The 22,197-nt window shown below is 57.9% G+C and carries 18 protein-coding genes; 7 read left to right on the top strand and 11 right to left on the bottom strand.

Translation table 11 applies throughout. The features are described from left to right. Positions 1-113 precede the first annotated feature (113 nt). Positions 114-1,334: an EAL domain-containing response regulator gene (locus HU754_RS14490; RefSeq protein ID WP_116256129.1), complete on the bottom strand. Its 1,221-nt coding sequence runs from the start codon at positions 1,332-1,334 to the stop codon at positions 114-116. Between the two features lie 319 nt (positions 1,335-1,653). Here HU754_RS14490 and HU754_RS14485 point away from each other — a divergent pair, with 319 nt between their 5' ends. From HU754_RS14485 to HU754_RS14475, 3 genes are all read left to right on the top strand, one after another. Continuing rightward, positions 1,654-2,259, top strand: a complete 606-nt coding sequence (locus tag HU754_RS14485; protein ID WP_034154082.1) for a fimbrial protein — start codon at positions 1,654-1,656, stop codon at positions 2,257-2,259. Positions 2,260-2,327: 68 nt separating this feature from the next. Further along, the gene (locus HU754_RS14480) at positions 2,328-3,077 is read left to right on the top strand and encodes a fimbrial biogenesis chaperone (RefSeq protein ID WP_186622451.1); all 750 of its coding nucleotides are present in this window, start codon (positions 2,328-2,330) and stop codon (positions 3,075-3,077) included. Positions 3,078-3,274: 197 nt separating this feature from the next. Next, positions 3,275-5,743, top strand: coding sequence for a fimbria/pilus outer membrane usher protein (locus tag HU754_RS14475; RefSeq protein WP_437182487.1), 2,469 nt, complete (start codon positions 3,275-3,277; stop codon positions 5,741-5,743). 73 nt (positions 5,744-5,816) lie between these two features. On the opposite strand, the gene HU754_RS14470 is transcribed toward HU754_RS14475, so the two are convergent. Continuing rightward, positions 5,817-6,326, bottom strand: coding sequence for a nucleoside deaminase (locus tag HU754_RS14470; protein ID WP_008077533.1), 510 nt, complete (start codon positions 6,324-6,326; stop codon positions 5,817-5,819). 31 nt (positions 6,327-6,357) lie between these two features. Next, positions 6,358-7,689: a nucleobase:cation symporter-2 family protein gene (locus tag HU754_RS14465; protein ID WP_186622260.1), complete on the bottom strand. Its 1,332-nt coding sequence runs from the start codon at positions 7,687-7,689 to the stop codon at positions 6,358-6,360. 214 nt (positions 7,690-7,903) lie between these two features. Here HU754_RS14465 and HU754_RS14460 point away from each other — a divergent pair, with 214 nt between their 5' ends. Beyond that, positions 7,904-8,818 carry a LysR family transcriptional regulator gene (locus HU754_RS14460; protein ID WP_186622259.1) on the top strand — a complete coding sequence of 305 codons (915 nt, stop codon included), beginning with the start codon at positions 7,904-7,906 and terminating at the stop codon, positions 8,816-8,818. 52 nt (positions 8,819-8,870) lie between these two features. Here the strand turns inward: HU754_RS14460 and HU754_RS14455 are convergent, their stop codons facing one another. The 4 genes from HU754_RS14455 to HU754_RS14440 all read right to left on the bottom strand — a co-directional run bounded on the left by HU754_RS14455 (position 8,871) and on the right by HU754_RS14440 (position 15,243). Beyond that, positions 8,871-11,960, bottom strand: coding sequence for an efflux RND transporter permease subunit (locus tag HU754_RS14455; protein WP_186622258.1), 3,090 nt, complete (start codon positions 11,958-11,960; stop codon positions 8,871-8,873). Then, positions 11,957-13,066 (bottom strand): efflux RND transporter periplasmic adaptor subunit, encoded by a 1,110-nt coding sequence (locus HU754_RS14450; protein ID WP_186622257.1) that lies wholly within the window; start codon positions 13,064-13,066, stop codon positions 11,957-11,959. The genes HU754_RS14455 and HU754_RS14450 overlap by 4 nt, the downstream gene beginning before the upstream one ends. Positions 13,067-13,391: 325 nt before the next feature. Then, positions 13,392-14,018, bottom strand: a complete 627-nt coding sequence (locus HU754_RS14445; RefSeq protein ID WP_186622256.1) for a TetR/AcrR family transcriptional regulator — start codon at positions 14,016-14,018, stop codon at positions 13,392-13,394. A 58-nt stretch (positions 14,019-14,076) separates the two neighbouring features. Beyond that, positions 14,077-15,243, bottom strand: coding sequence for an MFS transporter (locus HU754_RS14440; protein WP_186622255.1), 1,167 nt, complete (start codon positions 15,241-15,243; stop codon positions 14,077-14,079). A 94-nt stretch (positions 15,244-15,337) separates the two neighbouring features. Here HU754_RS14440 and HU754_RS14435 point away from each other — a divergent pair, with 94 nt between their 5' ends. Next, on the top strand, positions 15,338-16,243 hold the full coding sequence (locus HU754_RS14435; protein ID WP_186622253.1) for a LysR substrate-binding domain-containing protein: 906 nt from the start codon (positions 15,338-15,340) through the stop codon (positions 16,241-16,243). A 61-nt stretch (positions 16,244-16,304) separates the two neighbouring features. On the opposite strand, the gene HU754_RS14430 is transcribed toward HU754_RS14435, so the two are convergent. After that, entirely contained in the window at positions 16,305-16,634 is a 330-nt protein-coding gene (locus HU754_RS14430) for a hypothetical protein (protein ID WP_186622243.1), read from the bottom strand. A gap of 430 nt (positions 16,635-17,064) precedes the next feature. Beyond that, on the bottom strand, positions 17,065-18,495 hold the full coding sequence (locus tag HU754_RS14425; RefSeq protein ID WP_116256120.1) for an aldehyde dehydrogenase family protein: 1,431 nt from the start codon (positions 18,493-18,495) through the stop codon (positions 17,065-17,067). A 123-nt stretch (positions 18,496-18,618) separates the two neighbouring features. Here HU754_RS14425 and HU754_RS14420 point away from each other — a divergent pair, with 123 nt between their 5' ends. After that, on the top strand, positions 18,619-19,521 hold the full coding sequence (locus HU754_RS14420; protein ID WP_186622241.1) for a LysR family transcriptional regulator: 903 nt from the start codon (positions 18,619-18,621) through the stop codon (positions 19,519-19,521). A gap of 93 nt (positions 19,522-19,614) precedes the next feature. On the opposite strand, the gene HU754_RS14415 is transcribed toward HU754_RS14420, so the two are convergent. Together HU754_RS14415 and HU754_RS14410 are read right to left on the bottom strand one after the other, a co-directional pair. Next, the gene (locus HU754_RS14415; protein ID WP_186622239.1) at positions 19,615-20,208 is read right to left on the bottom strand and encodes an NADPH-dependent FMN reductase; all 594 of its coding nucleotides are present in this window, start codon (positions 20,206-20,208) and stop codon (positions 19,615-19,617) included. Further along, on the bottom strand, positions 20,205-21,062 hold the full coding sequence (locus HU754_RS14410; protein ID WP_099759173.1) for a sterol desaturase family protein: 858 nt from the start codon (positions 21,060-21,062) through the stop codon (positions 20,205-20,207). The genes HU754_RS14415 and HU754_RS14410 overlap by 4 nt, the downstream gene beginning before the upstream one ends. A 67-nt stretch (positions 21,063-21,129) precedes the next feature. Here HU754_RS14410 and HU754_RS14405 point away from each other — a divergent pair, with 67 nt between their 5' ends. Further along, positions 21,130-22,092 carry an AraC family transcriptional regulator ligand-binding domain-containing protein gene (locus tag HU754_RS14405; RefSeq protein ID WP_186622237.1) on the top strand — a complete coding sequence of 321 codons (963 nt, stop codon included), beginning with the start codon at positions 21,130-21,132 and terminating at the stop codon, positions 22,090-22,092. Positions 22,093-22,197: the final 105 nt, after the last annotated feature.

The following is a 22,197-nucleotide window of genomic DNA, read 5'->3' as shown; positions in this document are numbered from 1 at the left end:
CGGGCATCACCGAAGCTTTCAGGTGCATCTGATTGATTTCTCGGCACATGATGATTGTTTTGAAGACACGACGAAATAGGGCTTTGTCCCAAAAGTCAGACCGCGAGCGCGCATCAAAGGTCGGACGTACCTATTGCGCGGCGCCAGGACGACTTTTGACCCTCGAAGCGCCAATCGACCAGATGCGCCCAATTCATGGGGCGAGCGTAGAAGAAGCCCTGCCCCCACTGGCAACCGAGTCGAGCCAGGTGATGAACCTGGTCTGCGGTTTCAATACCTTCTGCCACCACACGCATGTCCAGCTCGCGCGCCAAGGCCAAGGCACCGTGGATGACCGCACTGTAGCGAGCCTGCTGGAAATTCTGCACGAAGCCGGCGTCGAGTTTGATTTCGTTGAACGGCATCTGACACAGTCGCTCCAGCGAAGAATAGCCGACACCGAAATCATCGATTGCCAGGCTGAAGCCGAGCATGCGCAGACGCACCATGTTTTCCATGCTGATCTCGGGCATCTGCAGCAGACCGGTTTCCGTCAGCTCGAATATCAGCCCGGCTGGCGAGGCACCGTGAATGCGCAACAGCGCCTTGATCCGATCGACAAGATTCGGGTTGGCCATCTGCGTCACGTCGAGATTGAACGCGAGCTTGAACGGTTTGCCGTGGGACTGCACGAAACGCTGCAGACTCAATCCTTGCGTGAGCAGGCTGAAAAACATTTCGTCAAGCAGCCCGCAACGCTCGATCGTGGGCAAGAACATGCCCGGTGAAAGTAACCCGCGACTGGGGCTTTGCCAGCGCACCAGCACCTCGGCGCCATCCACTTCACCACTGCGCAGATGAAACTTGGGCTGGAAGTACGCGCGAAATTCCTGCCGACGTATCGCTTCAAGCACTTCGTTCTCCGAAGGCTGATCGAGATGACTTTCCGCCACTTTGACATCGACCTGGCTGTGCGGGCGATAGCGCGCCAGCAATGGCGCCAGCACATCGACCATCAACGGCTTTGCGACACTGCCGAGCAATTCCAGGCCCTGCAACGTGACAATTCGATCAACCGTGCGCAACAAGTCTTCAGGCAGTGAACTGCAGATGATCACTGCGCGAATCAATCCAGCCTCTCTCGCCAGGCGCAAAAAGGTCAAACCATCCATCCCGGCCATGCTCAGGTCACACAACGCAACGTCCACGCCCCCTGCCTGGGAGATCACAGCCAGCGCATCTTTGCCGTCAGCCGCCTGAAAGATATTTTTGTAACCCAGACTATTAAGCGCGCTGACCGCAGCCGTGCGCTGGAAGGCGTGATCTTCCAATACCAATATACGAAGCGTGTTCACAAACCGGGAACCTCTTTCTATCAGCCATTAATAGCGAAAAGCCTGAATCATCTTCCAACAGAAAGATCGCTCACAAACTTTGCATTGACTGAGAATTTCTGCCTCCGCGAATACTAATCAGATAGAGCTCGCGCGACTTTGAGAATTGTCTCATTTAATTCGCTGTACTTTACTGAGAATATAAATACGCACTTCCGATATTGCCGCCTTGTTCGCACTTGCCACGCTTTAAGACAAATCTCAAAGACCCATCGCTATCACCGACCTAACATGGCCTGGCATTTCAATGCAGCACTTCACAATAACTTCGGATATAAACATGAAAAAGTTCGCTTTCGCAGTACTCACTCTTTCCGTACTGGCTGCCTCCACTGGTGCACTGGCTGAAGAAGAAGCCGCTAAAGCCGTCAAGGGCGGCAGCGGTCAAATCAGCTTTACCGGCGTCATCAACAACGATGCGTGCTCGGTAGATGGCGCTTCGGGTAACGACAAGATGATCGCTGTGGACATGGGCAGCGTATCGATCAAAGACATGGGCACCGATTCTGCCCCGGGTGCTGGTCGCGTGGCTGCCAACGATTTCAACCTGAAAGTGAACTGCAACGCCGGCACCAAGGTGTCGATGCTGTTCAAACCAACCGTCAACGGCGGTTCGGGCCTGGTTGATGGCAAGAAAGTTCTCAAGCTGCAAGGTACTGATGCGGCCAAAGGCGTAGGTATCGCGCTGCTGGACAGCAACGGCCAGTTGATCGACCTGAGCTCCGAAGCCACAGCCAAAGTACAGACCAGCCTGACTGGCGACGGCACCACTGGCGGCGACGGCACCCTGTCCTTCGCAGCCGCTTACGTCACCACCGGCGACAAGACCACCGCTACTGCAGGTACCGGTAACGCCACTCTGCCGTTCGTTCTCGAATACGAATAAGCAGCGCGTAATACCTGGACGGGGCCGCTGTGCCTCGTCCTTCCCGACCAGATCAATCGGTGAAAACTATGTTAAGTCGCTATTTTCCGCTGTGTCTGGGGCTTGCCGGGTTGTTGATGACGCACTCGGCATTCGCCAGCATCTCCTTGAGTTCCACCCGGATCATCTTCGATGGCGCGCACAAAGAGGCAAACGTCACCGTGCGCAACGGCGGGCAAACCATCCTCGCGCAATCGTGGCTGGATGCCGGCGACACGGCTGGCAGCGCGCCGCCATTTGCGGTGACTCCACCGCTGGCCCGACTCGAACCCAATCAACAGCAACTGTTGAGGATTCTGTATGAAGGCCGGGGCATGCCTGCGGACAAAGAGTCAGTGGTGTGGCTGAACGTGCAGGAAATCCCTCAGGCCAGTGCTGCCGATGTCAATACGCTGCAACTGGCGGTACGTCAGCGCATCAAGGTGTTCTTCCGTCCGGACGGACTGACCGGTGACGCTGCGCAAGCGCCGGTGCAACTTGTATGGCAATTGGTCACGCAAGCTGGCAAGTCGGTACTGAAAGTAAAAAACCAGAGTAATTACCATGTGTCGCTGGCCGACCTGAAAGTCGCTGCAGGAAAAAAAGCAGAGTTGGTGATTGATTCGACAATGATCGTTCCGGGCGAAGTTCGTTCATTCAACTTGAAAGAGTTGCCACCTGGATCTCCGCGTCTGACGTTTTCAGCCATTAATGATTACGGCGCACAACAACGATTCGATGCACCACTCAGCGCTACCGAAAGTCATGCCGAGCGCGTGAAAGATGCATCCGCCCAGTAACTTCCCCGCCCCACCCCGCCAATTCACAAGCTATTTACGAGTTCCGGACTCCGGTTGAAGCAACACGGACTGATAAGGCAAATTGCATGTTTTCCTCCCAACACCACACATCTGCAAGTTGTGTAAAGCATCACGTTGCGCGCCATAAAAACAAAACGGCGTTGGGCTGCCTGCATCCATTGTGCTTTGCCATCAATATGGCCATTTGTGGATTCGCCATGGGTGCCGATGCCCCCGCCGCGGTAGCGGGTGAAGCTTTCAATACCTTGTTTCTTGAAGGTTCATCGGCGGTCGATCTGCAACCCTTGTTGAATGCCAACAGCGTTCTGCCGGGCCGATATCGCGTTGACGTGTTCAGCAACGGCACGCTGGTCGGTCGTCGCGACGTTGATTTCGCGGCCAACCCGCTCAACGGCAAAGTCGAGCCACGTATCACCCTGGAATTGTTACAGCAGCTGGGCGTAGACATGCGCAAACTGCGTGAGCAAGGCCTGGTTGATGAGCAACGGCCGGCCGATCACTACGATCTTGCGTCGATGATCGAACAAGCCAGTCTCAGTTTTGACGCCAACCGCCTGCGCCTCAATATCAGCGTGCCGCAGGTCGCGATGGCGCGCGGCATGCGCGGCTATGTGGACCCAGAGCTTTGGGACGATGGCGTGGCCGCCGGGTTCATCAACTATCAGTTGAGCAGCACCCGCAGCAAAACCGATTACTCGACGCAAATCTCCAATAACCTGGGTCTGCGCAACGGCATCAACTTCGGTGCCTGGCGTTTGCGCAACGAGTCCAATCTGAGCAGTGCCACCGGCCGGCCCAACCGGTTTGTCAGCAACCGCACGTTCATCCAGCGCGACCTCACGGCGATCAAGGGGCAACTGAGCGCGGGTGAAATCTTTTCCGACTCAGACCTGTTCGACAGCGTGCGCTATCAAGGCGTCAAGGTGGCCTCTGATGAGGGCATGCGCGCAGACAGCGAGCGCGGCTATGCGCCAATCATTCGTGGCGTGGCTGAAACCAATGCGAAGATCGAGGTCCGCCAGGATAACTACATTCTTTACACCACCAACGTACCGCCGGGGCCGTTCGAGATCAGTGATATCTATCCATCGGGCTCCAATGGTGATCTGGAGATCACCGTTGTCGAAGCGGATGGTCGGCGCAAGGTCACCCGGCAGGCGTTCTCCGCCTTGCCGACGATGGTGCGTGAGGGTCAATTGAAGTACAGCCTGTCGAGCGGCAAATTCAACAACAACAGCGAAGGCTACGACAAGCCGGCCTTCCTGGGCGGTACTTTCGCCTACGGTTTGACCAGCAACCTGACAGGCATTGCCGGCATTCAGGCCAGCAATGGTTTCAAGGCGCTTTCCGTCGGTGCGGCGAAGAACACGTCGATTGGCGCGATGTCACTGGACCTCACGCAATCGTCCAGCAAGGCATTCGGTAAAACGACCCAGGGCAGCAGCGTACGCGCGCTCTATGCAAAGACCTTCACCGGCACCGATACCAGCTTCACCCTCGCCGCCTATCGTTATTCGACCGAGGGTTACCGCACGCTGACCGACCACGTTCAGGACACCAGCACCGGCGCTACGCGGCGCGCAGGTAACGCCAAAACCCGTACCGACCTCACGGTCAACCAGACCCTGGGCGAAGCGCGCCAGTACGGCTCGCTGTACTTGAATGCCAGTGATCAGCGCTATTGGGATCGCGGTGGTTCGCGCAGCTTTTCTGCCGGTTACAACAATAATTGGCGCGACCTGAACTACAACATCAGTTTGAGTAAAACCGAAGAGTTCGGCGCACGCGGTGACACCACTCACGACACCCAATTGAGCGTTTCGATTTCATTCCCACTCGGATCGACACCTCGCGCACCTCGCGCCTATATTTCCAGCAATCATCAGAATACCGGCACCAGTACACAAGCCGGGATCAATGGTTATCTGACTGAAGACAGTGACACCTACTATTCCGTACAGACCGGGCGCAGTGTGCAAGGTGATCGCTCTGGCTCACTGAGCCTGAGTACCCGTACAGCGATGGGTGATCTTGGATTGGGCTATAGCCGAGGCAGCGGTTATGAATCACAGAACCTGAGCGCGGCCGGATCAATCGTGGCCCACGCGGGGGGCATCAACATGGGCCAGACCGTCGGCGAAACATTCGCACTGGTCGCGGTGCCTGGCATGTCAGGGGTAGAAGTCAGCAGCTACTCCGGCGTAAAAACCGGCCTCAACGGCTATGCCGTCGTTCCAAATGCACAGCCCTATCGCGTGAACTGGGTGACGTTGGATACACGCAATCTCGGCGCTGAAATCGAGTTGGACAACGCCACTCAACAACTCGTACCGAGACGAGGTTCAGTCGTGCTCGCGCGCTTCGAAGGCAGCAAAGGGAGACGGATCCAGTTCGAACTCTACGATGCCGAGGGCAAACCCCTCCCATTCGGAGCCGTATTGATGGACGCCGATGGTAAACAACTGGCGCTTTCCGACCCCACCGGCAAGGCGTTAGCGCTTGTTACCCAAGATCAAGGCATTATCACAATCAAGTGGCAGGGTAAAAGTTGCCCCGCCCCTTACAAGCTGCCAGAAAGGCTAAAGGATTTGAACTATGAGCATTACAGGCTTTCTTGCTCAACCAGCGTAGACACATCGAAATAACACGTTCAATTCGTCAGTCTTAAACGACAAGGCTCTGATTTATTCAGAGCCTTGTCGTTTCTGGAGCTCCCTGTTACGACCAAAAACCCTTGTGCGGCTCAGCCGCCTCGCCCTCCAGCATCGGACCCAACACACTGACCTTGCGCTGCCCCTTGGCGAACACCTCGCGGCATGGCAGCGAGAACGTCGGGTTCTCCGGATGGTCACCGGTCAATCCCAGCAACGCATGCTCCGACAAGGCGTAAACCACCCGCCCGATGCCCGTCCAATACACAGCGCCGGCACACATGCAGCAAGGTTCGGCGCTGGTGTACAGCGTGCACAGTTCCAGCTCTTGCGGTGACAGCAGTTTTGCCGCTGCTGCGGCCGCCACCAACTCGGCATGCTGAGTCGGATCGCCTTCCGGTGGCATCGAATTGTTCCCGGCTTCAACAATCACCTTGCCGTTGCGATCGGCCACCAATGCCGCGAACGGATGGCGACCGCGTTGTTTCGATGCCTCGGACAAGGCGATGGTCTGGCGCAGCAACGTCAGATCAAGCTCGCTGACGCCGGCCGGGATGAGCTGAGTGAATTGATTCATGGGTAACTCCTGGGCAGTGGAAAACAAACAGTCAGTCGGCCAGTTCAGCGCCGATGGTTTCAGTGGATTTTTTATCGTGGTTGAGCAGGATGTTGAGGACGATGGCGGTGATCGCACCGAGGAAAATCCCGCTGTCGAGCACCAGTTTCAGGGTCGGGCCGACGTGCTCGAACAGCGCCGGAAAGGACATTGGCAGCACGCCGACGCTCACCGATACGGCGACGATGATGCCGTTGCGAGTGTCCTCGAATTGCACCCGTGACAGTTCCTGAATCCCCGCCACCGTGGTCATGCCGAACATCACGATCGCGCAGCCACCGAGCACTGGCGTCGGCACTGCGGCGATCAACGCGCCGAGTTTCGGGAACAAGCCCATCAGCACCATGATTGCCCCGGCCGCGGCCACGACGAAGCGGCTTTTCACGTTCGAAAGCGCGATCAAACCGGTGTTTTGAGTGAAAGCGTTGTAGGGAAAACTGTTGAACAAGCCACCCAGCATGGTCGATAGGCCATCGGCGCGGAACGCGTTGCCGAGGGTCTGTTGCGTGGTGGCTTTGCCGGTCAGTTTGCCGATCGCCAGACAGTTGCCGGTGGTCTCGGCCATGATCACCAGCATCGCCAGGGTCATGATCAGAATCGGCACCGGCGCGAATTCCGGGGCGCCGAAGGCCATCGGCGCACTCAGCTCAAACCACGCCGCTTCGCTGACCCGACCGAAGTGAGTCATGCCGCAAGCCGCTGCGATCAGGCTGCCGACGAACAGACCAATCAGCACGCTGAGGTTGCCAATGAAACCCTTGAATTTGGCGTAGATCAGCAACGTCACGCTGACTGTGGCCAGGCCCAGCAACAAGTTCGCGGGATTGCCGAAGTCCGCCGAGTCGGGATTGCCCCCGCCCAGCCAGATCGCCGCTGCCGGCATCAGCGAGATGCCGATAATGGTGATCAGACTGCCAATCACCACCGGCGGAAAAAACCGCAGCAAGCGGCTGAACACCGGTGCCAGAGCAATGGTGATAAAGCCTGCCGCGATCACCGCACCGAAAATCTGACTGAGGCCGAATTCCTTGCCGATCATGATCATCGGCGCCAGGGCTATGAACGAGCAGCCCTGAATCAGCGGCAGCCGCGCGCCGAACTTCCAGAAGCCAAGGGTTTGAATCAACGTCGCCACACCCGAGGTCAACAGGTTGGCGTTAATCAGTAAAACGATCTGCGCCGAGGTCAGCCCCATGGCATTGCCGAGAATCAGCGGCACTGCCACCGCTCCCGCGTACATCACCAGCACATGCTGCAAGCCAAACGTGAACAACTGTCGCAGTGGCAAAACCTCGTCCACCGGATGAATGCGTTGTGTAGTCATTTCACACGCTCCTGAAGGTGCGGCATCTGTTGAGATCGCGGGCATGCTCAGGGGCGCTTGAAAGTCAGATCCGCCCCGGAGATCGTTTGACGCGGGGCCATAGTTGAACGTTTATTACGATGAAACAAATTAGCAACCATCGTTTTTTTCGATGGCACAATCAGGCATTCGTTAGCCACTCCAAACCTTTATTTTCGACCCGGGAGTTCACCGCTTGCGCTTCTCACTCGATCAACTGTTGATGTTCGTCCAAGTGGTCAAAAGCGGATCGTTTTCCGCCGCCGGGCGCCAACTGGGCAAGACCCAATCGACCATCAGCGCGGCGATTGCCAACCTCGAAACCGACCTTGGCGTCGACCTGTTCGACCGCAGCAACCGCAGCCCTGCCCTCACCGCCAGCGGCCATAAATTGCTGGTGCAGGCCGAAGCCGTGCTCGAACGCTGCATGACCTTCGAAGCCCACGCCGATTGCCTGTCGGACAACGTCGAAACCAGCCTGACGCTCGCCATTGAAACGCCGTACGGCCCGATCATGCCGGTGCTCAAAGCCTTCGAAGCCGCGTTCCCCTTCGTCGACCTGATCATCCGCCATCCGGTGTATGGCGACGTCAGCGAACTGGTCAGCAGCGGCGAAGCGGTACTCGGTGTGGCGTTTTCGCAGCCCGGCTACCCCAAGGAACTGGCGTTCCAGCAACTGGGCAAACTGATCATGCTGCACGTCTGCCATCCCGATCATCCACTGGCGCAACTCGATGACGTCACCTTCGACGACCTGCACGTCCATCGCCGCCTGGCCTTCAGCGCCCACGCAAGCAAACTGCCGAGCAGCGAATACCTGCGCTCGACCCAGTTGTGGCAAGCGGAAAGCTATCTGGCGTTATTGGAAATGGTCCGCGCCGGGCTAGGCTGGGCCACCCTGCCCCGGCAGCTTGTTCAGCGTGAACTGGCCAAGGGTGAGCTGGTGGAACTGCAGCTCTCGGCGTATCCGCATACGGACTGGCAGATCGGTGTGGATTTGTTGTGGGCGCGGCAGCGACCGCTGGGCAAGGCCGAGCGGTGGCTGAAGGAGAAATTGCAGGGCAACAAGGTGTATGAGCTGGACCGCAACGGACAGATCACCACACTTTGACGGGGGGGACAAAGAGGCCCGCGAAAGCGGGCCTCGATTGCAGGCGTTGTTACTACGCCAGTCTGACTGTTCCAGTCTGAGCCTGGTGCTCAGGGCGGATCTTGAACCAGATGGAATACATCGCCGGCAGGAACACCAGCGTCATGATGGTGCCGACGAATGTGCCACCGATCAGGGTGTAGGCCAGCGTGCCCCAGAACACCGAGTGTGTCAGGGGGATAAAGGCCAGGATGGCCGCCATTGCCGTCAGCAGTACCGGTCGCGCACGTTGCACCGTGGCTTCGACCACGGCGTGGAACGGGTCCAGCCCTTCCAGCGTGTTGTGATGGATCTGCCCGATCAGAATCAGCGTATTGCGCATCAGGATCCCCGACAGCGCAATCAGACCGACCAGCGCATTGATGCCAAACGGCTGATTGAAGATCAGCAGCGTCGGCACCACGCCAATCAAGCCTAGCGGTGATGTGAGGAAGACCATGATCATCGCCGCGATCGAACGCACCTGCACGATGATGATCAGCAACGTCATGGCGATCATGATCGGCAGCAAGGGCAAGATCGCCTTGCCCGCCTTGCCGGACTCCTCGATAGCCCCCGCCTGCTCGATGCGGTAACCGGAAGGCAACGTGTCGATGATCGGCTGCAACTGCTTGATGATCGAACTCGATACATCCGGTGGCTGCAAACCTTCGGCAATGTCGCCACGCACAGTGATCGTCGGTGTGCGATCACGGCGACGCAGAATCGGATCTTCCATGCGCACATCAACCTCGCCGATCTGCGACAACGGGATGCGTTGCCCTGCCGCGCCGACCAGGGTGAAACCTTTGATTTGCGCCGGGTCGAGCCGGATATTGCCCGCCGCACGCCCGACGACCTGCACGGAACGAATATCCTCGCGAACCGCCGTTATCGGCACTCCGCTCAGCAGAAACTGCAATTGCTGGGCGACCGCATTCGAGGTCAGCCCCACTGCCTGCAGACGGTCCTGATCGAGACTGAAATGCAATGTCGGGGTCAGCGGCCCCCAATCGGTGTTCACCGTTCTCATCATCGGGCTGTCTTGCAGCACGCCACGTACCTGCTCGGCGATATTGCGCAGCTTCGCCGGATCAGGGCCCATCACCCGGTAGGCAACCGGAAACGGCGAATAAGGGCCAAAGACAATTTGCGTGGCCCGCACACGGGCCTCCGGCGCGAGGCCTTCAGCAACCGCTTCTCGAAGTCGGAACTTGAGGGTTTCGCGTGCTTCCTGACTGTCCGTCAGCACCACGATTTTCGCAAACGAAGGGTCGGGTAATTCTGGCGCCATCGCCAGGAAGAAACGCGGCGCACCCTGGCCGATATAGGCCGTGACGATTTTGGCCTCATCCTGCTTTTGCAACCAGGCTTCGACCTTGGCGGCCGTGGCGCTGGTCTGCTCGATCGAAGTGCCGTAGGGCATTTGCACCTCGATCATCACCTCGGGGCGGTCAGAGGTCGGGAAGAACTGTTTCTTCACCAGCCCCATGCCTGGCACGGCGACAAAAAACAGCGTGACCACCGTGCCTGCTACTAACCATTTGCGGGCGATCACCGCGGTCAGCAGCCGGCGGAAGCGGTTGTAATTCGGCGTGTTATAGATCGCCGCGTGGCCACCTTCGACCTTCTTGATGTCCGGCAACAATTTCACGCCCAGATACGGGGTGAACGCCACCGCGACGACCCAGGAAGCGATCAATGCGATGCCGACGATCCAGAACATGTTGCTGGTGTACTCGCCGGCAGTGGACTGGGCAAAACCGTTGGGCAAAAAACCGATTGCCGTCACCAGCGTACCGGACAGCATCGGCGCCGCCGTATGGCTCCAGGCATAGGCAGACGCCTTGATGCGGTCGTAGCCCTCCTCCATTTTCACCACCATCATTTCAATGGCGATGATCGCGTCATCGACCAACAGCCCGAGCGCAAGGATCAATGAGCCGAGGGTAATGCGATCGAAGTTCTTGCCAGTGGCGGCCATCACCACGAACACAATCGCCAGGGTCAACGGCACAGCCGCGGCGACCACCACCCCTACCCGCCAGCCCATACTCAGAAAACAAACGAGCATGACCACCAGCAGCGCGACAAAAAACTTGACCATGAACTCGCCGACCGCCGAGTCGATATTGACCGCTTGGTCGGTGACTTTGGCGAGTGTCATGCCCAATGGCATTTCCGCGTTTATCCGCGCGGACTCGGCATCCAGCGCCTTGCCCAGATCGAGACCGTTCCAGCCCTCGCGCATCACCACGCCCAGCAGCAGCGCGTCTTCACCGTTATTGCGCACAACAAAGGTGGCCGGGTCTTCGTAACCGCGTTCAACCGTCGCCACATCAGAGAGCTTGAGTGTGCGCCCCTGCACGGAGACCGGTGTGTCGCGAATTTTCTGCACCTTGTCGAAGGCACCGTCGAGACGCAGAAAAACCTGCGGCCCATTGGTTTCGATGGAGCCGGCGGGCGTCAGCACGTTCTGACTGTTCAGCGCGGCGAAGATGTCCTGCGGCGACAAGCCGAGGGTCGCCAACCGGTCATGGGAAAACGAAACGTAGATGCGCTCGGCTTGCTCACCGATGATGTTGACCTTCTTCACCCCCGGCACGTGCAGCAGACGCTGGCGCATGGCTTCCGCATCACGCACCAGCAAGCGCTGTGGCTCGCCTTTGGCTTTCAAGGCGAACAGCGCAAAGGTCACATCGGAAAATTCATCGTTGACCATCGGCCCGATCACACCGGCCGGCAACCTGATGGCTTCATCGTCGAGTTTCTTGCGCGCTTGATAGAACTCTTCCTGCACTTGCGAGGGCGGCGTGCTATCGAGCAACGACACCATCGTGAACGCCAGTCCAGGGCGTGTGTAGGTTTCCGAGCGGTCGTACCACTTGAGTTCTTGCAGGCGCTTTTCAAGGGGTTCGGCGACCTGATCCTGCATCTCTTGCGCCGTCGCACCGGGCCACGCGGTAATCACGGTCAACTGCTTGACCGTGAACGGTGGATCCTCCGCACGCCCCAGTTGAAAGAACGACAAAGTCCCCGCAACGGCAATCAGAAAAATCAGGAACACCGTGATCGCCCGCTCGCGCACGGCGATGGCCGAAAGGTTGAAGCGTCCCTGGCTCATGGACGACTCCCGGCCGCGCTGGCTTCGCTCTGCTGCGGCAATCGTACTTCTTCGCCATCGCGCAGCAGATGGGCGCCCAACGCTACAACCTGCTCACCGGCAGTGAGGTCGCCGGCGATGCGCGCCGAATCATCGCTCACCCCCAGCACCTGAACCGCTCGCCAGGTCACCTTTGCCGGCGTTCCGGCGACCACCCACACACCGGGTCCTTTGCCTGGGTCGTAAACGGCGGCGATGGGGACTTGTAACGCTTGAGTCTGGGTGGCGCCCTCGGCAATGCTGAGGGTCACGGTCGCACCGATCGGCGCATTGGCCAGCGGCCCTTCGAGCACATACCGCGCTTCGAATGTGCGTGTTGTTCGGTCTGCGGAGTCCGAAAGCAGCCGCAGTTTTGCCGTGATAGCCGCTGAATTCATGCCGTAGAGGCTGGCTTGCGCGGTGGAGCCGACAACCGGGCGCAGGGTTTCGGGCAGATGCACGATGGCTTCGCGTTGCCCTGCGCGGGCCAATCGCACCACCGGTTGTCCCGGACTGACGACTTGTCCGGGTTCGGCGAGTGTTTCTACCACCACGCCGTCCGCATCAGCGACCAGCAGCGCATAACCCGAAGCATTGCGGGCCACGTCGGCCTGCGCTTGCGCGGCGTTGAGCTGCGCCTTTGCCGTCTCCGCGGCGGCTCTGAACTGATCGTAGGCTGATGCCGAAATAGCGCCAACGCCAACCAGTTTGCGATAGCGAGCCTCGTCGTCAGCTGTCTGTTTGGCACGGGCGCGAGCCGCTATCACCTCCGCCTGCTGCGCCCGCGCTTGCAGCCCGAGGTCGACCGGGTCGAGACGCATCAGCGGCTGCCCTTGCTTCACGGCCTGTCCTGTATCAACCAGGCGTTCGAGCACTTTGCCCGATACGCGAAAACCCAGGTCGCCCTGAACGCGCGCCGCGACCACTCCGGTGAAAGAGCGAGCGACATCGGGTGACGCCTGAACAGCAGCGGATCTGACCAGCGGCGCCTGTGTGCGGGGATCTGCAACGCTGGAAGACTCGCCACAGGCACTCAGGGCAAGAGGCAACAAGCATGCGGCAATGGGGAAAGGTCGGAGCCGGCGCATAGGTTCCCTTACTGAGGAATAGGATGATCATCATATTCTCCGACCTGTGACCAATATCGTCAATGGTCACACCTCAGGAAACGACTGCATCCTGACCAGCAGCAATATAGGACTGTCCATCGACTGACTGGCCCGAATCGCTATTGTTATGGTTACCTGGCATCTAGACTTGTATATAGCCATACCATTCATATGACCAATTCAGATAATGGTCACCTCTAGCTAAATGTATAGCTCGCCCGCCACTCATGTGCAGGGAACAGGAAATTTAATAGGAGGATGCCGCGTTGACTCGAATCGCCTGAAAACTTTGCTCAGCGATGGGTCAAGGCATGAGGCTGCGCAGGATGAGGTTGGTGGTCAGCGTGGGCGCTTGCTCGATCAGATCCAGATTGTGTTGCAACAGCAGCGGGTTGACGAAAGGTCGCAGCGCCAGATTGATCGCCTCGACGGTCTCGTCCAGCGGGGTCTTGCGCTCGAACTCTCCCGCTTCTCGTCCCTGACGCACGATGTCGAGGATAAAGCCCTTGATCTGCGCTTCGTACACCTGGGCGCTGTTCCAGCGCTCCGAAGCGGAAAACGCCGCGATGTCGTAGAGCTTGCGATCGTTGAAGAACAGATCCACACCCGTGGCGATCACGGTTTTGACCAGCCTGCGCAAACGCTCGGTGGCTGAAAGCGCTTCTGCGTTAACCGCTTGTTCGACGGCTGCAGCGATTTGGCCCAGGCAGTTGGCGCAAATGGCCTCGCCAATCGCCTGCTTGGAATCAAAGAATTTATAGATGTACGCCTTGGAAAAACCGATGGCCTTGGCCAGGTCGGAAACCGTGGTTTTACCGTAGCCGTATTGGCTGAAGTGCTCGTTGGCCGCGGCGACAATCTGGTCGCGAATGTCGTGTTCGGCGGGGCCGCGAATGCTCGGCGAGGAGGCAGATAGGGATGGCTGATTCATGGGGGCAGCTTACTCACCCTATGAATGACTGACAACTCGCCGAGCATTGTTGAACGTGTTACACCACGGCGACTTCAACCGTTCTGGAACGCCACGCAAATCCCAACACCATCAGCAGCCCCAGGCCCGCCATTGCCGCGCCGGCCAGGGAGATCGCCGGGTAACCCAGCCCGCTGCTGATCACCGCGCCGCCCAGCGCCGCGCCAATCGCATTGCCGAAGTTGAAGGCGCCGATGTTCACCGCCGAGGCCAGATTGGGCGCGTCCTTGGCTGCTTCCATTACACGCATCTGTAGCGGTGGCACCAGAGCGAAGCTGGCGATACCCCAGATCAGGATGGCCACGGCGGCCGGCAGCGGCCACCGCATCAGTACGGTGAACGCCAACAAGATCAGAATCAGCACGCTCAGCGAGACGATCAGGGTGCGATCGATCGAGCGGTCAGCAGCCTTGCCGCCCCACATGTTGCCCAGCGTCAACCCGACACCGTAAAGCATCAGCATGGCGGTGATGTAGGCGGTGGACGCATGGGTCTCGCTGCTGAGGATCGGCGCGATGTAAGTGAAGACGGTGAACATGGCGCTCGAGCCGACGACGGTCAGGGCCAGCGCGGCCAGCACCGGACCGCGCCCCAATACCCGAATTTCCGCCATGACACCGACGCTTTGCGGCGCCCGCACGTTGGGCAAGGCGAACCACAACGCAGCCATGGTCAGCACGCCCAGGCCGGTAATGCCCCAGAAAGCCGTGCGCCAACCGAACAGTTCACCAAACCAGGCAGCCAGCGGCACACCGCCGATGGTCGCCAGCGTCAGGCCCATGAACATCGCCGCAACCGCCCCGGCACGTTTTTCCGGGGCGACCAGGGTGGCGGCGACGACGGAGCCGACGCCAAAAAAGGCACCGTGGTTCAGTGAGGTGACCACCCTGGCGACCATGAGGCTGTAGTAATCGGTGGCCAACGCTGACATCAGATTACCCAGGGTGAAAATCGCCATAAGCCCGATCAGCAGATAGCGTCGGGGAATCTTGCCGGTGGTCAGGGTCATCAGCGGTGCGCCGAGCAATACGCCCAGCGCATAAGCACTGACCAGCAAACCGGCAGCGGGAATGGAAACGCCCAGATCCGCAGCGATACCCGGCAACATGCCCATGGGGGCGAATTCTGTGACGCCGATGCCGAAGGCACCGATGGCGAGTGCAACAAGTGGTGGATTGATACGCATGGAAAGCTCCTTATCTATGCCGCCAATGCTACGATCCCGTCTTTTCAGGCGGTAGATAGCATTTTTGGCAATCACCTTTGCGCAGGAGGCACAAGTGGATTTCAACGGCAGATCAGGTGAAATGAGCGTATTCACCACCGTTGCGCAGGAAGGCAGCCTGTCGGCCGCCGCGCGTGCACTGGGCCTGACACCCTCGGCAGTCAGTCGGATCATCGCGCGCACCGAGCAACGGCTTGGCACCCGCCTGCTGTTGCGCACCACCCGAGCGATCACCTTCACCGCCGAGGGCGAAGCGTTCCTGCGCGGCGCCCGACGAATCCTCGCCGACATGGATGAAGTCGAAGAAGCCATCGCCGATCAAGGCGTGCCCAAGGGGCGACTGCGGGTCAGTGCCGCCCTTGGCCATGGACGGCTGGCCATCGTTCCCTTGATCGCAGCCTTCAGCGCCCGTTACCCGAACATCGTCGTCGACCTCAACCTCGGCGACGAAGTGGTCGACATTCTTGGCGGGCAAGCCGACGTCGCGGTGCGCTTCGGCCATCTGCCCGACAGCCCGCTGACCGCACGCAGGATCGGCACCACCGGCCAGGTCGTGGTGGCATCGCCCGAGTATCTGCAGCGCCACGGCGTCCCGCAGGAACCGGAAGACCTGCTCCAACACAACTGCCTGCGCTTCAATTTCAAGCGTGCCGAACCCAACTGGCCATTTATCCGCGATGGCAAAGCGTTTGCCCTGAAGGTCAGCGGCAACATCGAATGCAGCAGTGGTGAAGCGCTGGCGCAATTCGCGCGAATGGGCGCCGGCATTGCCCGTATCGGGGAGTTCAGCGTGAGTGAGGATCTGCAGCGCGGCAAACTGATTGCGCTGCTGGAAGCGTGGAACCCGGGGGACCAGGAACCGATTCATGCGGTATTCGTCGGTGGCGCGGCAATGCCGGCGCGGGTGCGATTGTTCGTCGACTTCTTGGTGGAACATCATCGGATGTCAGCCGAGACGTAAGCTGATATTTGCTGATACTGGTGGTGTTGAATTCAACATATGTCGGCCTGGAGAGCGTGGATCAACTTAAATACCCTATCGCTCCCAGAGACTCAATCAAACGCACCAATGCTGGTTTTTCGGCTGGTTTTTCGCCGATGCAAAACACATCCGGGTCGCTGAGAGAGCACCAAACCGACACCGGATCGCCTACCTTCAGCCCGTATGAGGCTTTACGCAGAGTTGCAGTTGACCAAGCGTCAATGGTTTCGTTGAGAGACTTGTGAAACCGCTTCCCATTGGCGCTATAACTGAAGCTCATGAACTGCGCTCCAATCCACGTCCCCTCACTCCCCACAAACGTTACGTAGCCTTGTACCACTTGCCCCACAGGTACATCGCCAGCGCTCATCAATTATCTCCTGAGAATGTGCCCGACATGCCGGGACGACGCGATCATCCATGTTCCGCTGCCAACATTGACCTGAACTGAGCAATGCTCTCTGAAGATAGCCCGGCACCTTCAAACACTGCGCAGGTGAAGCTGACGGGGCGGTGCCTGGAGCAGTACAGCCAATCCACCCTGCGAACGAAACTGCCCCATAGCAGGAGCAAAAAACCTGACGTCGATCCCGTAAAACGGGGAAAGCATATTCTCAGTCCGCAAAACCGGGTTTCAGTATCAAACCCACGCGAGTCATCAGCCAGGATCCTCCATGAATGCCCGTAACATATGACGACAACAAACAGACATCAAGGGCAGCTTCGGGCCGTTTTCAGTCGCCCAGTGAACGCTAAATTGCCATTCCCCCCCAGTGCCCCCAGACAGGAACCTGACCCAGTCATTTCAATGGGGCAGAGCTGATCAACGCCTTCGGCTCCAAATACGCACTCATCCCCCACCTGCCCATTTCGCGCCCAAGGCCTGAATGCTTGAATCCACCGAAGGGCGCACGTGATTCGTGGGCCAGGGTGTTGATGAGCACGCGCCCCGCATCGATCTGACGAGCGACGTTCATACAACGTTCCGAGCTTTTTCCCAGCACCAGGGCGCTCAGCCCATAGTCCGTATCGTTGGCAATGCTGATCGCATCGGCATCACCCTCGTAGGGAATGATTGTCAGCACGGGGCCGAAGATTTCCTCACGCGCGATGCGCATCCGGTTGTTGGCATCAGTGAAGATCGTGGGCTTCACGAACCATCCGGCATGCAAGCCTTGCGGGCGACCTTCGCCACCCGCCAGCAACCTCGCGCCTTCTTCCTGGCCGGTACGGATGTAGCGCTGCACCCGTTCCCATTGTTTCTGGCTCACCATCGGACCGATGTCGGTGTCGGTGTTACGCGGATCGCCCGATCGGATCTGTGAGACGCCCTCCTTCGCAATGCGCTCGAACTCTGCCAGCCGGCGGCGCGGCACGAGGATGCGAGTGCCTGCGATGCAAGCCTGGCCGCTGTTGAGAAATCCGGCTTGCAGCACCAGCGGCATGACTGCCTGGAAATCCGCATCGTCAAGTACGACGGTGGGCGACTTGCCGCCGAGTTCAAGCGTCACGCGCTTCATGGTGTCAGCACCGGTTTTTACCAGGTGTCGCCCGATAGCGGACGAGCCCGTGAACGAGATCTTGGCGACATCGGGATGTCGCGCGATTTCCTCACCGACCACATCTCCTCGCCCGTTGACGATGTTGAATACACCCGGTGGCAGCCCCGCTTCGTGCAACGCCCTGACCACGACCTGCGTCTGCAATGCGCTCATCTCGCTAGGCTTGATGACGGCGGTGCAGCCTGCTGCCAGCGCGGTGGCCAGCTTGTTGCAGATGAAGCCTGCATTGCTGTTCCAGGGCGTGATCAGACCGGTCACGCCCACCGGCGTCAGAATGACCCTGGCCATGCCGACCTGTTCCTCGAAATCGAATGCCTCCAGTGCATCGATTGCCTGCGCGATCACCTCGGCCGGATAAGTCGCCATCCAGCGCCCGCGAACCGCAGGTGCGCCGTACTCCACGAGGATGGCTTCCAGCAGCTCCTCCTCCCTTGCCGCCATGGCCCGGTGCATGCGGTGCAGTGCCGCAATGCGCTCCTCCCGGCTGGTACGGGCCCACGCCGGGAACGCAACCTTGGCGGCTGCGATCGCACGCTGTGCGTCCAGTGCGTCGCCCAGCCGAACCTGGCCGATGACTTCCTCGGTACTCGGGTTATGAAGATCAAACCATTCCTGACCGTGTGGAAGGACGAACTCGCCGTTGATGTAGATATGTTCAATGCGTTGCATGGCGACTCCTCGCGCAAAAACGGCTCGCCTGAATCGAGCCTCTGTGAAGGAGTCTAAGAAGGGTTCATTATTCCGATAAGCCATCCTTTGGCTGATGAAGCATCCTTATATTCAGGACAATCCATGCACAGAACAGCAATGACCGAGCTGGAAGTGGTACTGGCCGTGGCGCGCCGCAGCAGTTTTCGCGGCGCAGCACAGGAGTTGGGCATGTCCACCACCGCCGTGAGCAGCGCGGTGGCCGGCCTGGAAGCTCGCCTGAAAGTGCGCCTGTTCAATCGCTCCACGCGCAGCGTTGCCCTCACCGACATCGGCCAACGCTATGTGGCACGCATCGCACCTGCGTTGGCACAGATCAAAAGTGCCGGCGAGGAAGCCAGCGCCGGCCCCGATGAACCCAGCGGCACATTGCGCATCAATGCACCGCATGGCGCGGCCTACCTGCTGTTGGATCCGCTATTGAAGCAGTACGCTCAGCGCTATCCCGAAGTGCGCATCGACATTGTCAGCGAATCAAGCATGGTCGACATCATCGCCGGTGGCTTCGACGCCGGGATTCGCCTGGCAGAGTCCGTACCGCAAGACATGATTGCCGTGGCACTCTCAGGTGACATCCGCATGCTTGTGGTGGCCACGCCCGAGTACCTCGAACGCCAAGGCGTGCCCGAGCATCCGCGAGATCTGCTCACCCACCGGAGCATCGGCATGCGCATGGCCCATGGTGGCCTCTACCAGTGGGAATTGGAGTGCGATGGCCAAAAACTGCAGATGGATCTGCCGGTGTGCTTCGCGTCCAACGAGTTGCTGGCCATCAAACAGGCCGTGGTGTCGGGCCTCGGCATTGGGTTCATTTCCGAGTGGTTCATCCAGGAAGAACTGGCGAGCGGCGCCCTGGTGCCGGTGTTGCTGCCGTGGTGCCCGTCGTTTGGCGGGTTGAGGCTCTACTACTCGGGCCATCGCTTCGTGCCGGCGCGATTGCGCGCTCTGATTGAACTGGCGCAGGAGTTACGGCCCACTGTGGTTTGATCTGGACTGAGTTGGAAATAGTTGACCTTTACCGGCAGCCACTAATGTTTAGCTTTAACAGTTGCACTTTAAACTTATTGAGGTGCGACAATCTCACATCCCCGTAGAGAACTCAGGAGGATGTTTGATTGAAGTTCGTATCGTACGCAAAGCGTCATCGTATTGGCAAAGAACATGCAAAACCCAATCGGTACGTGCGCGGATGCGCATATCATTTTCATCTGAAGGGCACTCACTGTTAAACATTGATTCAACGTTTCTAATAATCAGTTGCTCAGGCAAATACAGGATCCGGCTATTTTTATAGCTTGAAGCACGTAACTCTGTAATTGGGTAGGCTCCCCCAAGTCCAGCCGAAACGCCAACTAGAAGCGCGGGTTTATGTCCTAGTTCGCTGAATCCTGCGTACAAAAAGAAGTTCTTCAGGGCCGGGCAAGCCATGCCATTCCACTCTGGGCTAATCACGATCAATGCTGTTGCTTTTTTGAGGGTGGATTGCTGGGCACTCCAGGCTTTCTGAGTGTCTTCTTCTGGCCACAGCGGTAGCGGACTCGACGCCAGATCTATTAGTTCGCTTGAGTCACAAAGCTCAAGTGCTTCTAACCGCTCGCGCAGATAATGCGCAACTTTGATTGATTGACTGTTGGATCTATTCGATCCAGACAGCAGAACGATATGACGACTCATTGTGCGACCTTCTGTTTAGCTTCACTTACCTTGGGTGCCGTGCGATGGGAGCGAACGATTGGCCAGAACAATTCTTCTTTCCAGGTTATCGGTGACAAGTGTTCGATACCGTATGCTGGCGGACGCCTACGGGTAATTTTGGCTGTCCCGAACAACACATCCCATAAAAATAACAGGTTACCGAAATTACCTTTGTAGTGAGTCACGCCATCCTCTGCAGTCAAACCGTGATGCGCAGAATGAGTGGATGGAGTGGAAATGGTTCGCTCAAGAACCCAGATGATCGGCCGTAAAGCGCGAATGCGATAAAGTTTGTCGTCCCACGCAACATTGCTGTGTGCGGCGAAGATCACAGTCATTTTTATAATCAAATAAACATAATAAACGGGTGCGAGCCCCAGATAAATCAACACGCCAGACAGCCAGATGCCCGGCATCAAGAGATAGTAGAAACTATTATTGCGATAGACGATGCGGATGCTCATATAGGGCGCGGAATGATGTGCGCGATGCAATGCATAAAGAGCAGGAATACGATGCGTCAGGCGATGCCACCAATATTGGGTCATGTCATCCAGCAGTAGAAACAACGCAAATCCTGCGATCCATGGAATAGAGGACAGTGCGCCCTTCATTTCCGGGATGGCGTGATTTAATATCAGGCCACTTAGCCACATGACTAAAGGGAATGTGACCATCACTAATATACCGGAGCCGACGACTTCAATGAGTACGTCACGTTTACTACCTGACGACTGACGAAGCGAGGAACAGGCAAGTTCCAGTAAAATGAAGGAGAGGAAAATCCCGGCTACTATCACAGCGGGGTTATTGACGAGCATTGTTGTATTCATGGCACTCTCGATTTAGGCCCTTCCGGGCAATGCCCTTTCATTAGAAACCTGCGAGCAAGTCCTCCCAATGCGCGAAATGGACAAAATTGAGCTAGAACCGGCCAACCGCCCCCCCCAACGCTTTCATCGCGGTAGGCTGGGCCAGGTATTGGAGCGCTTCCTTGATAGCCAGGTTGCCCGGAAAAGTACGGATTACAACCTGATCGAACTGGATCAACTGTGGCGCGAAGCGGCACGTATCGATCCGGCGATCGGATTAAAATTGTTCGCGCTATTCACCCCCCAGGACTGGCATGTCTTGGCTTATCTTTGCTTGTACAGTCCAGATATTTTGTCAGCCATGCACCTTTGGGCCCGTTACGCACCTCTTGCCTCGGACACAGACAATGTCAGGTTGGTTAATGACGAAAACGGCGTCGGAGTCGAATTGAACGTTGATGCGCCAGGAGAGTTGGCGCGGTATGTCGTCGAACACTACGGTGTGATGTCCATAGCGCAGTTACGACGAGGTACAGGACACAATGTGCAGCCGATTTTGGCAAAGTTCACTCATTCGCGTCCGTCGTATTACAAGCAATACACCGAATGGTTTGGTGATCGTGTTGAGTTTGATTGCTCGATCAACTGCTTCTATTTTCATGCTCGAAGCTTGAGCCTGCCAATGCAAACCCGTCATCACGGCATGTTGGAATTATTAACGCAGGAGCTGGATCGACGGATCGCCGCGCATCGGAATTTCAGCGGTTGGTCAGCCAAGGTTGCTGAAGGAGCGCGACGATCTCTAGCGAGACGTGAAACTCCCAATCTGGAAAATCTGGCGAAGTCGCTGCACCAGACGCCAAGGACCTTGCGCAGACGGCTGGAAGAACAAGGTACAACCTTCAGACAATTGCTCGATCAGATTCGCGCAGAATTGGAAATGCATCTTGAATTGCAGGGAGAGTCATTAACGGAGATTGCAGCTCAACTAGGTTACAGCGATTTGACGGCGTATCTACACGCCCGAAGCCGATGGCGTGACATGAAATAAGGTGGCGGCCAGAATTTTTCGTAACGGCAGTGCGACCTCAAAAATTCGCCTCATCACGCGCGAGTGATTTCTCTCGTGCAGTTTCAACCCTGCGCCAAGCGGGCA

Source organism: Pseudomonas zeae (assembly GCF_014268485.2).
Lineage (GTDB): Bacteria > Pseudomonadota > Gammaproteobacteria > Pseudomonadales > Pseudomonadaceae > Aquipseudomonas > Aquipseudomonas neuropathica.
The sequence above is the reverse complement of the archived record's forward strand: the minus strand, read 5'-3'. Positions and strand labels throughout refer to the sequence as shown.

Coding starts and splice junctions, on each gene's coding strand:
- HU754_RS14485 (WP_034154082.1), top strand. CDS start 1,654: ATGAAAAAGTTCGCTTTCGCAGTACTCACTCTTTCCGTACTGGCTGCC.
- HU754_RS14480 (WP_186622451.1), top strand. CDS start 2,328: ATGTTAAGTCGCTATTTTCCGCTGTGTCTGGGGCTTGCCGGGTTGTTG.
- HU754_RS14475 (WP_437182487.1), top strand. CDS start 3,275: ATGGCCATTTGTGGATTCGCCATGGGTGCCGATGCCCCCGCCGCGGTA.
- HU754_RS14470 (WP_008077533.1), bottom strand. CDS start 6,326: ATGAATCAATTCACTCAGCTCATCCCGGCCGGCGTCAGCGAGCTTGAT.
- HU754_RS14465 (WP_186622260.1), bottom strand. CDS start 7,689: ATGACTACACAACGCATTCATCCGGTGGACGAGGTTTTGCCACTGCGA.
- HU754_RS14455 (WP_186622258.1), bottom strand. CDS start 11,960: ATGAGCCAGGGACGCTTCAACCTTTCGGCCATCGCCGTGCGCGAGCGG.
- HU754_RS14450 (WP_186622257.1), bottom strand. CDS start 13,066: ATGCGCCGGCTCCGACCTTTCCCCATTGCCGCATGCTTGTTGCCTCTT.
- HU754_RS14445 (WP_186622256.1), bottom strand. CDS start 14,018: ATGAATCAGCCATCCCTATCTGCCTCCTCGCCGAGCATTCGCGGCCCC.
- HU754_RS14440 (WP_186622255.1), bottom strand. CDS start 15,243: ATGCGTATCAATCCACCACTTGTTGCACTCGCCATCGGTGCCTTCGGC.
- HU754_RS14430 (WP_186622243.1), bottom strand. CDS start 16,634: ATGAGCGCTGGCGATGTACCTGTGGGGCAAGTGGTACAAGGCTACGTA.
- HU754_RS14425 (WP_116256120.1), bottom strand. CDS start 18,495: ATGCAACGCATTGAACATATCTACATCAACGGCGAGTTCGTCCTTCCA.
- HU754_RS14420 (WP_186622241.1), top strand. CDS start 18,619: ATGCACAGAACAGCAATGACCGAGCTGGAAGTGGTACTGGCCGTGGCG.
- HU754_RS14415 (WP_186622239.1), bottom strand. CDS start 20,208: ATGAGTCGTCATATCGTTCTGCTGTCTGGATCGAATAGATCCAACAGT.
- HU754_RS14410 (WP_099759173.1), bottom strand. CDS start 21,062: ATGAATACAACAATGCTCGTCAATAACCCCGCTGTGATAGTAGCCGGG.
- HU754_RS14405 (WP_186622237.1), top strand. CDS start 21,130: ATGCGCGAAATGGACAAAATTGAGCTAGAACCGGCCAACCGCCCCCCC.